Raw genomic sequence first — 12,303 nt, forward strand, 5'->3', positions numbered from 1 at the left:
TTTAGGGGCGTAGTTCAATTGGTAGAGCACCGGTCTCCAAAACCGGGTGTTGGGAGTTCGAGCCTCTCCGCCCCTGCCAGTTACCAATTAAGTAAAAACAAAAGAAGTATCTTATTGATAACCCGATTACTTTAATCGGGTTTTTCTTTATGCAAAAATCGATAATTCCTACCTAAATTTGCGACCTATTCCTGTTATTTCTAAGTTAACTTGAGATCGGTTTAAGCCATTATTTGAAGCCCTGTTTTCTCGACATTTGAAATATTCAGGATGACTTTTTCGGTTTCAAACAATAGGCAAAACCGCCCAGTGAATTCAACATGAATCCATGCAAACTACGATGGTGAGAATGTTCAATCTGCGTAATATTTTTTCAGCTGATCATTAGTTGTTTCAATAATGAATCGCTTAGCGAGCATCGCTCTATCTCAGGCCACTAATAATTTTGGCTTCATATTTTTGCGTTGTCCTGTAACCAATGTTATTCCTTCCATCTTTAAATCTTCAGTTAATGCTTTGCTGATGTAAGTTCTGCGGCAACAATCTCATCAAGATGGTTAACGATGATGTGCTGCTTGAAACCGTAGAACCATCCCATCGTCTCTTTTCCTCTGGCCGCCGAGTTTTTAAAAACCCGATGTTTTGGGATCCGTAGGTTGTGGCACACTTTAATACTGGTAATAAACTCGATACCTGTTGGTTGACCTTTTAGATGGGTAAAGAAGGAACGTAATGGCACTCAAACCTTCGATATGACGTCAAAAAAACGCGTGTAGCTCAATAAGGTTGGAAAGTCTTTTTTGTGGTATACCACAATGAACCCAATATAAAAATGCTTCAAATCACGATGATGAGACACAGGGAATGCAATGATGATGGTCATAATTCCACTGCTTGTCATTCTTGTTTGGTGTAGCCGCTGACCTTTACCACTTTCAATCAAGTATTTTTGCCATTGTGGGATGAAAAATTTGCAAAATCATCGATATGACAAAATAAGTCAACTAAATTATGCATAGTGGATTCCTTGGTGAACAGTGGTTTTTTGGTCGAAAGATCTGATCACCGAACCTACTTTTCGCTTCCTTCTTTTTTATTTTTCTTATCTCGAGTTCAGGTTAAGTTATTGGCTTGAATTGAAATAGCCCTGTCGTTCGTATGAGAGATTATTATGCGTAAGAGGCTAAATTAAAGAGGCTGATAAGAAAAAACGCCCGACAGTATTATCGAGCGTAGTTAAAACTGATAAGTAGTTAGTCAGTTATGACGTAGGGGCTAATTGTGCGTTTTTAATGGGGGTTTTTATTAATTGATTAATCAATGCTTGTTGATCGTTCTTTTGTAACCAGACGGCGTAGAGTGGTTTTGTAATTACGGTCTCTGAGAGCGTTTTGAGTCCAGGGTACTGAATACTCCAGTGAGACGGTAAAAACGCGGCAGAAAGTGATACAGGCAGTAATTGACGAGCAATGTGTGCAGATGTCGTGATCATAACTGGCGAATCATCGGGCGTAAGGCTTGCGTCATTTTGAGGTTGAAAATCGGCACTCCACTCTAATTTGATATAATTATAATTTGTTAAAGCGATATTTTTTTGTGAGGCCATTAATTGAAGCTCAATAGTGCCTATGATGGTGCTTTCGAACTCATCCATTTTTGGCGGTTCAGTAGCAATTAATAAATCTAGCTCTCTCGAATGCAGTTGTTTCACCAGTGACTGCCGAGTCGAAACTCTCGCCTCTAAACGTAATTCATCATGCTGTTCATACAGTGATTGCATCCAATCGGTAAGGTAGCCTTCCCATAATGATGCGGTAGCACCTATCGACAATTCAGTATGCTGTGAAGCATGGGAGATCTCTTTTTTGGCTTGTAGCCATGTATTCATTAAGGATTCAGCGTAAGGAACTAAGCGCTCCCCAGCAGCCGTTAGCCTAATATTATTGCGGTGTCGCGTGAATAGGTTTGTACCGAGCTGTGTTTCGAGTTGCCGGATGCGAAAACTGACAGCTGATTGCGTTAAATAGAGTGATTCCGCGGCTCGGCCGAAGTGTCTGGTTCTACTGACTTCCAAAAATGTTTTTAATAACTCAGTATCCACATACATCTCCAATAATTTTTGTCGTGATGATTTAAATGTTTTGTTTTACAGATTGTCAATGCTGTCTAATACTCCGCGCCATAAAGAGTTGACAGTAATAAGTTAGGAGTGTGTCAGATGGCAGAAAGCTTCATCACGACTAATCGTTTTTTTGACAATAAACATTACCCACGTGGCTTTTCTCGTCATGGTGATTTTACCATCAAGGAAGCTCAGTTACTCGAGCGCCATGGCCAAGCTTTTTCTGAGCTTGATTCCGGCAAACGTGCAGCACAAACCGACGAAGAAAAACTTTTCGTTGCGGTTTGCCGCGGCGAAAGGGAACCTGTAACTCCTGAAGAAAAAGTGTGGGCGAAATATTCTAGCCGCATAAATCGTCCGAAACGCTTCCATACTCTCTCTGGCGGTAAGCCTCAGATAGACCCTTCGGATGACTATACAGATACAGACGATTAATATCATCAATATATTTAGAGGGGCTTACAGGCCCCTTAACTTATATGCGTTATAGTCACGTAAAGTAACGAAGCTGACTTTCTAAATCTCTCTATGAGGCCAGTGTAATAAGCGCTGCTACATCACCGTAAATTCATTTAGAGTGTACGCTTATGCCACTCTCATTCACCACCTCTCCAGCTACTCAGCTTACTTGTTTTTGCAAATGAAGCAATAACTTATCCATCGCTCTATAACCGAGAGCTTCGAGAAGATGGGGTTTTTCGATATTATTGGTATTTTGTAAGTCGGCAATAGTTCGAGCGACTCTTAAAATGCGATGCCAAGCACGTATCGATAACCCAAGTTTGTTTAAGGCATGCTCCAAAAAAAGTGAATCTTTGGATGTGAGTTGGCATAGGTTTGTCGTTTCTCTGGCGGTTAATTGGCTATTGAGTTTCCCCATTCTTTTCATTTGTATCTCTCTTGCAAGTATGACTCTAGCGCGGATTTGCTCACTATTTTCGCTTTGATACTGTTGATGACTGAGTGTACCCAACGGAAGCAGCGGTATTTCAATAGACAGATCAAATCGATCAAGAAAAGGACCTGAAACGCGTGATAAGTAGCGTAAGATTTTCGTGGAGGAGCTTCGGCAGTAATCACCTTGATATTGGCCTGTAGGGCTTGGGTTCAGTGCGGCGATGAGTTGAAAGTTGGCTGGGAAACACACTTTTGCTTTAGCGCGGGAAATAATAACTTGCCTTGATTCAAGTGGCTCACGTAATGCGTCAAGTACAGAGCGGCTAAACTCAGGCAATTCATCCAGAAATAAAATGCCATTATGGGCTAATGATATTTCACCGGGTTTAGGAAGGCTCCCTCCACCAATGAGTGCTGCCATTGACGCGCTATGGTGAGGAGCTCTAAAGGGCCTAGGAGGCCAAGGAGAAGTTAAATCGCTTGAATGGCATAGGCTATGTATAGAGGCGACTTCTAGGGCTTCCTGTGGCGTTAGGGACGGTAGTAATGTTTTTAGGCGACTTGCTAGCATCGTTTTTCCTGTGCCAGGAGGGCCTAATAACAATAAGTTGTGCCCACCACTTGCACAGATCTCTAACGCTCTTTTTCCCTGCTCTTGTCCAATAATATCGCTAATATTCCCGTCGCAAATGGGGGGCTCAGGGATTTCGGTCGGATGGAAATTACCTGATAATGTCATTTTCTCGTATAAAAAATGACAAAGTTCTAATAATGTTCCTGCAAACTTAACACTATTATCAGGTAATAAATTCAGCTCATATTGATTTTCAGATGAAAGAACGAGTTGCCTTTTTTGTGTTAATGCCGCGAGTGCGGCAGGGATAGCACCATTTACATGGCGAATATGACCAGACAAAGCGAGTTCACCGAGAAATTCATACTGATGAAGTATTTTTGTAGGCACTTGGCCTGATGACGCTAAGATAGCGATTGCTATCGCAAGATCGTAACGTCCCCCTTCTTTCGGGAGATCGGCAGGGGCTAAGTTAATCGTCATTTTTTTTGCAGGGAATTCAAAACCGCTGTTTAATAATGCGCTCCGTACTCTATCTCTCGATTCTTTTACAGCCGTTTCAGGTAAACCTACAAGTGTCAATCCAGGTAGCCCATTACTAATATGTGCTTCAACAGTAACCAGTGGCGCATTCATTCCTATCGATGCTCTTGTATACACAATTGCTAATGCCATATCTCCTCCCTTGAATAAACAGAGTAATATTCTGTTGAATAAAGAGCCGTTTCAATGGCTCTTTTTAAGGATGAGAGTGGGAAGGGAAACTTAAATGTAAAATATTTGCCACGGATTAAATTTTTGCGAAGGTGGTCGTAAAACTATTATTAATTAATATGTTATATGATATTAATTTATAGATAATAGAAATTAATTGAGAAGGAATTTTTTTAAAGATGAGGTGTAAATTAAAATTAATATCATCAATACTACGCTTGCTTGTTGGAATATCAGGCTGCGTATAATGGCTTCGCTATATGTATTTGCTGTAAATTCTATAAAACACTAGTTATTTATTCTGTTTGTTTTTTATCTATCTGATTTATATTGAAATATATTTTTTGATAATAAAAATTTAAAATAAAAGTTGTCAAAGTAATTTTAAAATGATACCTCTTTAATATAGATAACGAATAATACAGCGAAAGACAGAACCGATGAACGCATTTTTCCGAGTGATTAGCCTAATTATTATCAGCGTGGTGGTGATTATTATCCCACCGTGCGGGGCTGCACTTGGACGACGAAGGCTAAATTAGTAGCCAGATCTCACGAGAACCCCGCACCGAAAGGCGCGGGGTTTTTTTTGACGTAAAGTTTAGCAACATCATCCAACCTAAAAAAACAAAATAAATACAAATAGATAAATTAATTGGAAGACAGGAGAAAAGCATGAATGGGGCACAGTGGTTAGTTCAAGCATTGCGGACGCAGGGAGTGGAGACTGTTTTTGGCTATCCGGGAGGCGCTATCATGCCAGTGTATGACGCGCTGTATGATGGCGGGGTTGAGCATCTGTTGTGTCGCCATGAGCAAGGGGCCGTTATTGCCGCGATTGGTTATGCTCGCTCGACGTCAAAAACAGGGGTTTGTATTGCGACATCAGGGCCGGGAGCGACGAATTTAATCACTGGGTTAGCGGATGCTTTGTTAGATTCTGTGCCTGTTGTGGCTATCACGGGGCAAGTGAGTTCGGAATTTATTGGCACTGACGCTTTCCAAGAAATCGATGTTTTGGGTTTATCTCTGGCCTGTACTAAGCACAGTTTTTTAGTGGAATCCCTTGAAGACCTGCCTCGCATTGTTGCTGAAGCTTTCGCAATCGCAAATAGTGGTCGCCCAGGACCTGTACTGATTGATATTCCGAAAGATATTCAACTGCAGCATGCAGATCTCGCGCCGTTTTTAATGCCTGTTGAACAGGATTTACCTATCCAGTCACATGAGGTTGCTGAGGCAAGAGAGTTACTCAAACAGTCGCAAAAACCAATGTTATATATCGGTGGTGGCGTTGGGATGTCAGGTGCGGTTGCCGAGCTAAGACGTTTTATTGATTACACGGGCATTCCTTCTGTGACAACTTTAAAAGGGCTAGGCGCAGTTGCACCTTCGGAGCCATATTATCTCGGAATGCTGGGGATGCATGGTACTAAGGCGGCAAACTTCGCGGTGCAGCGTTGTGATTTATTGATAGCCGTGGGCGCTCGTTTTGATGATCGTGTGACAGGTAAGTTAAATACATTCGCGCCAAATGCCAAAGTCATTCATATCGATATCGACCATGTTGAATTAGATAAATTGCGTCAAACTCACGTCGCTTTATTAGGTGATGCTAAAGCGTTATTACCTGAGTTGATGATGGAAAAAACGATTTCATCTTGGCAGGAAGAGGTACGCCAGCTAAAGCATGAGTTTAGCTGGCGTTACGATCATCCCGGTGATGCTATCTACGCCCCTTTGCTGTTAAAGCAACTGTCTGATCGTATGAAGGCAAATACGGTTATCACGACAGATGTTGGGCAGCATCAAATGTGGTCGGCCCAACATATCGCGGTTGATGCACCTGAAGATTTTATTACTTCTAGTGGTTTGGGAACCATGGGCTTTGGTATTCCAGCCGCGATTGGCGCACAAGTGGCTCGTCCGGAAGACACTGTGGTTTGTGTCTCTGGAGATGGTTCTTTCATGATGAATGTACAAGAGCTTGGCACCATTAAACGTAAACAACTACCCGTTAAAATTTTATTGTTAGATAACCAGCGGTTAGGCATGGTTCGTCAGTGGCAAGAGCTGTTTTTTGAACAGCGTTATAGCGAAACGATTTTAACCGATAACCCTGATTTTGTGGCTTTGGCTCGGGCTTTTGATATCCCAGGGCGACGCATTACCTCAAAATCTGAAGTTGACGCAGCGCTTGATGAGTTACTCAACAGTGAAGGCGCTTATCTGTTACAGGTCTCAATAAATGAATTAGAAAACGTCTGGCCGTTGGTTCCACCAGGGGCGAGCAATGAAAAAATGATGGAGAAACCGTTATGATGCAACATCAACTCGCAATACTGGCCCGTTTCCGTCCTGAGGTTTTAGAGCGTATATTACGGGTGACTCGCCATCGTGGATTCCAAATCAGTTCGATGACTATGGATCATATGCCGGATGGTGATAATGTAAATATCGAAATGACCGTGAACAGCCAGCGTCCATTAGCTCAGTTATATGCTCAGTTAACTAAGCTGTCTGATGTTTCGGAAGTTGAAATAAGAGAACAAGAATCACGACTATTACGCACACAAAGTGCAATGTAAGGAATAAATAAAATGACTAAGAAAGCTGACTATATTTGGTTTAACGGTGAAATGACGCCATGGGCCGATGCAAAAGTACACGTTATGTCTCATGCTTTGCATTATGGTACATCGGTATTTGAAGGCGTCCGTTGCTATGATTCTCACAAGGGGCCTGTTGTTTTCCGCCATCGTGAGCACATGCAGCGTTTGCGTGATTCTGCAAAAATCTACCGTATGCCTGTCAGCTATAGCGTTGATGAGCTGATGGAAGCATGCCGTGAAACGTTACGTAAAAATAACTTAGTCAGTGCCTATATTCGTCCATTAGTCTTTATTGGTGATGTTGGTATGGGGGTTAATCCTCCAGATGGTTATAAAACAGATGTCATCATGGCGGCTTTCCCATGGGGGGCCTATTTAGGCGAAGAAGCTTTAGATCAAGGAATTGATGCTATGGTTTCCTCATGGAACCGCGTTGCAGCAAATACCATTCCTACTGGAGCAAAAGCGGGTGGTAACTATTTATCGTCGCTACTTGTTGGCAGTGAAGCACGTCGTCATGGCTATCAAGAGGGAATTGCATTAGATGTTAATGGTTATTTATCTGAAGGGGCGGGTGAAAATATTTTTGAAGTGAAAGATGGCATTTTATTTACACCACCATTCACATCTTCTGCACTGCCGGGGATCACTCGTGATGCGATTTTAACGTTAGCGAAGGATATGGGCATTGAAGTTCGTGAACAAACCTTATCACGTGAGTCTTTATACCTTGCTGATGAAGTGTTTATGACCGGAACCGCAGCTGAAATCACGCCAGTACGTAGTGTGGATGGCATTCAAGTGGGTATTGGTCGCTGTGGCCCTATGACCAAAAAGATCCAGCAAGCCTTCTTTGGTTTGTTTGATGGTACAACAGAAGATAAATGGGGTTGGTTAGATCCAGTTAACCCTTAATAACAAATACAGACAGATTTACAGGCGGTCGTTCCCCGCCTGTTTTAAAACACGGGAGTAAAGATATGCCGAAGTACCGTTCAGCAACCACCACCCATGGCCGTAATATGGCAGGCGCACGTGCATTATGGCGTGCCACCGGTATGACCGATGCTGATTTTGGAAAACCGATTATCGCAGTTGTTAACTCATTTACACAATTTGTACCGGGCCATGTGCATTTGCGTGACCTTGGCAAACTTGTCGCTGAGCAGATCGAAGCGGCAGGGGGTGTCGCTAAAGAGTTTAATACAATCGCTGTCGATGATGGCATTGCAATGGGGCATGGCGGGATGCTTTATTCCTTACCTTCCCGTGAGTTAATTGCAGATTCAGTCGAATATATGGTGAATGCACACTGTGCAGATGCCATGGTATGTATCTCTAACTGTGACAAAATCACACCGGGTATGTTAATGGCATCATTACGCCTAAATATCCCTGTTATTTTTGTTTCAGGTGGTCCTATGGAAGCTGGGAAAACCAAGCTTTCAGATCAAATTATCAAGTTAGACTTAGTGGATGCGATGATCCAAGGCGCGAACCCTAATGTAAGCGATGCGGACAGCGAACAAATTGAACGCTCTGCTTGCCCAACATGCGGCTCTTGCTCAGGTATGTTTACCGCTAACTCAATGAACTGTTTAACCGAAGCATTAGGGTTATCGCAACCAGGAAATGGGTCATTACTTGCGACCCATGCTGACCGTAAAGCGTTATTCATCAATGCTGGTAAGCGTATTGTTGAATTAACTAAGCGCTATTATGAGCAAGATGATGAAAGTGCATTGCCGCGTAATATCGCTAATAAATCCGCTTTTGAAAATGCGATGACATTGGATATTGCGATGGGTGGCTCAACCAATACGGTTTTACACCTGTTAGCAGCGGCTCAAGAAGCCGATGTTGATTTCACAATGGCAGATATTGACCGTTTGTCACGCAAAGTCCCGCATTTATGTAAAGTTGCGCCGAGCACCCAAAAATATCATATGGAAGATGTTCATCGTGCTGGTGGTGTTATTGGTATTTTAGGTGAGTTAAGCCGAGCAGGCCTGCTACAGCATAATGTTAAAAATATTTTAGGCCTGACACTTAAGCAGACACTTGAGCAATATGATGTGATGTTGACGCAAGATGAAGCCGTTAAGTCGATGTTTTCGGCGGGGCCTGCGGGTATTCGAACAACACAAGCCTTTTCGCAAAACTGTCGCTGGCCTTCTCTCGACACTGACCGTGAAAATGGCTGTATCCGTAATATAGAGCACGCCTACAGTTTAGATGGGGGCTTAGCGGTACTTGCGGGGAACATCGCGGAAGATGGCTGTATTGTGAAAACCGCAGGTGTTGATGAAGGTAGTTTAACTTTCCGTGGGCCAGCGAAGGTTTATGAAAGCCAAGATGATGCTGTAGAAGCCATTTTAGGCGGTAAGGTTGTTGAAGGGGATGTGGTTGTTATTCGCTATGAAGGCCCGAAAGGTGGCCCAGGCATGCAAGAAATGTTGTACCCAACCTCATACCTTAAATCAATGGGATTAGGGAAAACCTGTGCGCTCATTACAGATGGCCGCTTCTCAGGAGGAAGCTCCGGGTTATCCATTGGTCATATTTCACCTGAAGCCGCTAGTGGTGGATTGTTGGCATTGGTACAAGATGGCGACATTATTGATATCGATATTCCAAAGAGAACGATAGCACTTGATGTTGATGATAATGAGCTGAATAAACGCCGAGAAGCGGAATTGGCGCGTGGTGATAAAGCGTATACGCCACGTAATCGTCAGCGTGAGGTCTCTTTTGCATTGCGTGCCTACGCATCTCTTGCAACGAGTGCAGATAAGGGCGCTGTACGCGATAAATCTAAGCTGGGAGGCTAATGACGGTGGCTGCTGCAAAACCATTACCCTCTGCACCTACGGGTGCTGATTATTTAAAAGCGGCGCTCAGTGCGCCGGTTTATGAAGTGGCTCAGGTCACCCCATTGCAAGAGATGAGAAAAGTGTCTGCTCGCATGGGAAATACGATTTTAGTTAAACGTGAAGATAGGCAGCCTGTTCATAGCTTTAAGTTGCGTGGTGCTTACGCCATGATTGCTGGATTGACCGATGAGCAAAAAGCGAAAGGTGTGGTTACCGCTTCTGCGGGGAACCATGCACAAGGCGTTGCATTATCGGCCAGTCGTGTTGGCGTGAAAGCAAAGATTGTCATGCCTGTGGCAACCGCAGATATTAAGGTCGACGCGGTACGTAATTTCGGTGGTGAAGCCATTTTGCATGGGGCAAATTTTGATGAAGCGAAAGCCAAAGCCATCGAAATGGCGACAAATGAGGGGTACACCTTTGTTCCCCCTTTTGATCACCCTTCTGTGATTGCAGGGCAAGCCACAATAGCATTGGAGTTGTTACAGCAAGATGCGCATCTTGATCGCATTTTTGTCCCCGTCGGTGGTGGTGGCCTGATTGCTGGCGTAGCGGTTCTGATCAAGCAATTGATGCCTGAGATTAAAATTATCGGCGTTGAAGCCGAAGACGCGGCATGTTTGAAAGCCGCATTGGCAGCGGGGCATCCGGTTGACTTGCCTCGAGTTGGCTTATTTGCTGAAGGCGTTGCGGTGAAGCGTATTGGCGATGAAACATTCCGTCTTTGCCAAAAATATGTGGATGATGTGATCACCGTAGACAGTGACGCGATTTGTGCGGCGTTGAAAGATATTTTTGAGGATGTGCGTGCGATTGCTGAGCCATCTGGAGCATTAGCACTAGCAGGCTTAAAAAAATATGTGCAACTGCACAACATTAAAGGCGAGCGTCTTGCACATGTTTTATCCGGTGCAAATATGAATTTCCATGGCCTGCGTTATGTTTCAGAGCGATGCGAAATTGGTGAGCAACGGGAGGCACTTCTTGCGGTCACGATCCCTGAACAAAAAGGCAGCTTTTTGCGTTTCTGCCAGTTATTAGGCCATCGTGCAGTCACGGAGTTTAATTATCGTTATACCGATGCAGATCCTGACCGTGCTTGTATCTTTGTGGGGGTGAGGTTAAGCGGTGGCGAAAACGAACGAAGTGAAATTATTCAAGAGTTGCAACAACATGGCTATGAAGTTGCCGACCTATCCGATGATGAAATGGCGAAATTACATGTACGTTATATGATTGGTGGTCGACCATCGAAGCCATTGGAGGAGCGCCTTTATAGTTTTGAGTTCCCAGAATCACCGGGGGCATTGTTAAAATTCTTAGAGACTCTGGGGACGTATTGGAATATTACACTGTTCCATTATCGTAGCCATGGCACTGATTATGGTCGTGTGTTAGCGGCGTTTGAGTTATCAGGTCCTGAGGTGCGTTTCGATAGGCACCTTGATGCGCTAGGTTATGAATATCATGATGAAACAGGGAACCCGTCATTTAGGTTCTTTTTAGCCCCCCAAAGCTCACCGCAAACATTAGATTGAGTGGTCGGGCAACAATTGCCAAAATGATTTGATGAGTGGTTCACTTAGGCGTTTGCTAAGCGAGCAAACGCCTAGCTCAAAGGGTTCAACCAGCGAAATATTGTCGAGTTGTAATATACGGCTGCGAACTGGCTCAGGGCTGTTATCAACAACGACGCTTGGTATCAAGGCAATACCACAGCCGAGTGCGACCATTGACACGATAGCTTCATGGCCTGAGACAGTTGCATAGATCACGGGATTATTGATGTGATGACGGCGAAACCAGAGTTCGATACGTTTTCGTGATGGTCCGTGTTCAGGCAGAATAAACGGGATCGCATTCCAGTCGGGCTGCTCTTCGGTAGCCATGGTTCGAACAGCACAAGGTAGTGCGGGGGCGATCAGTACCAATGGGATTTCACCAATTTTAGTAAACCTTACATTATCAGGAAGGCGTTCTGGTTTACCTGCGATCCCAAGGTCAGCTTCCTTGGTTTCTACTTTGTCGACAGCATCGGCCGCATCACCAGTGGTGAGTTTTATTTCTACCAGTGGATGCAGTGCGCGGAATTTATCCAGAATTTGTGGCAAGTGGCTATACGCGGCAGTGACAGAGCAAAAAAGGCGCAGTTCACCCGTAAGAGAAGGGCTTTGCTGGTTAAGGACATGCTGGAGTTGTTGATATTGTAATAAGGTTTGTTGAGCAAATTGTTTAAGGTGCTCACCCGCTTGGGTCAGTTTTACCGACCGATTATCACGAATAAAAAGTGGATGCCCTAGCTGCTCTTCTAAGCGTTGAATTTGCCGCGATAAAGTGGATGGACTGACATACATCGCCTTAGAGGTTCGACCAAAATGGCAACTTTCTGCTAAATGAAGAAATAGCTTTAAATCACGGATATCCATTTTTGTTTCAGCCTTAAGTTAAGTCAAAAGAGCGTTGCATAATATGCAACATTGTATTGTTAATATATCAATTTAAGCAATGCGA

At 43.8% G+C, this 12,303-nt stretch carries 10 protein-coding genes, 1 tRNA gene and 1 pseudogene; 8 read left to right on the forward strand and 4 right to left on the reverse strand.

The annotated features are described in order from the left end of the window. Positions 1-3: 3 nt before the first annotated feature. A tRNA-Trp gene (locus tag PSF11_RS11970) sits at positions 4-79 on the forward strand. Between the two features lie 142 nt (positions 80-221). On the opposite strand, the pseudogene PSF11_RS11975 reads toward PSF11_RS11970, so the two are convergent. After that, positions 222-1,017: pseudogene (locus PSF11_RS11975) on the reverse strand (transposase). Positions 1,018-1,261: 244 nt separating this feature from the next. After that, entirely contained in the window at positions 1,262-2,107 is an 846-nt protein-coding gene (hdfR, locus tag PSF11_RS11980; protein ID WP_004915423.1) for an HTH-type transcriptional regulator HdfR, read from the reverse strand. A gap of 111 nt (positions 2,108-2,218) precedes the next feature. Between hdfR and PSF11_RS11985 the strand changes: the two genes are divergently transcribed. Then, the gene (locus PSF11_RS11985; protein ID WP_004915426.1) at positions 2,219-2,557 is read left to right on the forward strand and encodes a DUF413 domain-containing protein; all 339 of its coding nucleotides are present in this window, start codon (positions 2,219-2,221) and stop codon (positions 2,555-2,557) included. A gap of 184 nt (positions 2,558-2,741) precedes the next feature. On the opposite strand, the gene PSF11_RS11990 is transcribed toward PSF11_RS11985, so the two are convergent. Then, positions 2,742-4,268, reverse strand: coding sequence for a YifB family Mg chelatase-like AAA ATPase (locus tag PSF11_RS11990; protein ID WP_004915428.1), 1,527 nt, complete (start codon positions 4,266-4,268; stop codon positions 2,742-2,744). Between the two features lie 479 nt (positions 4,269-4,747). On the opposite strand from PSF11_RS11990, the gene ilvL reads away from it, so the two are divergent. From ilvL to ilvA, 6 genes are all read left to right on the forward strand, one after another. Further along, positions 4,748-4,849, forward strand: coding sequence for an ilv operon leader peptide (ilvL, locus tag PSF11_RS11995; RefSeq protein WP_071599630.1), 102 nt, complete (start codon positions 4,748-4,750; stop codon positions 4,847-4,849). A gap of 133 nt (positions 4,850-4,982) precedes the next feature. After that, positions 4,983-6,629: an acetolactate synthase 2 catalytic subunit gene (ilvG, locus tag PSF11_RS12000; RefSeq protein WP_072502686.1), complete on the forward strand. Its 1,647-nt coding sequence runs from the start codon at positions 4,983-4,985 to the stop codon at positions 6,627-6,629. Continuing rightward, positions 6,626-6,895, forward strand: a complete 270-nt coding sequence (gene ilvM, locus PSF11_RS12005) for an acetolactate synthase 2 small subunit (protein ID WP_004915433.1) — start codon at positions 6,626-6,628, stop codon at positions 6,893-6,895. The genes ilvG and ilvM overlap by 4 nt, the downstream gene beginning before the upstream one ends. A gap of 12 nt (positions 6,896-6,907) precedes the next feature. Beyond that, positions 6,908-7,834, forward strand: a complete 927-nt coding sequence (locus PSF11_RS12010; RefSeq protein WP_004915437.1) for a branched-chain amino acid transaminase — start codon at positions 6,908-6,910, stop codon at positions 7,832-7,834. A 65-nt stretch (positions 7,835-7,899) separates the two neighbouring features. Then, the gene (gene ilvD, locus PSF11_RS12015) at positions 7,900-9,750 is read left to right on the forward strand and encodes a dihydroxy-acid dehydratase (RefSeq protein ID WP_014657278.1); all 1,851 of its coding nucleotides are present in this window, start codon (positions 7,900-7,902) and stop codon (positions 9,748-9,750) included. Positions 9,751-9,755: 5 nt separating this feature from the next. Then, positions 9,756-11,330, forward strand: coding sequence for a threonine ammonia-lyase, biosynthetic (gene ilvA / locus PSF11_RS12020; RefSeq protein ID WP_171831062.1), 1,575 nt, complete (start codon positions 9,756-9,758; stop codon positions 11,328-11,330). Here the strand turns inward: ilvA and ilvY are convergent. After that, entirely contained in the window at positions 11,322-12,218 is an 897-nt protein-coding gene (ilvY, locus tag PSF11_RS12025; RefSeq protein ID WP_004915447.1) for an HTH-type transcriptional activator IlvY, read from the reverse strand. The two genes, ilvA and ilvY, sit on opposite strands and share 9 nt — an antisense overlap. Between the last annotated feature and the right edge of the window lie 85 nt (positions 12,219-12,303).

This window comes from Providencia sp. PROV119, from assembly GCF_028482435.1.
In the GTDB taxonomy this organism is placed as follows: Bacteria; Pseudomonadota; Gammaproteobacteria; order Enterobacterales; family Enterobacteriaceae; genus Providencia; species Providencia stuartii.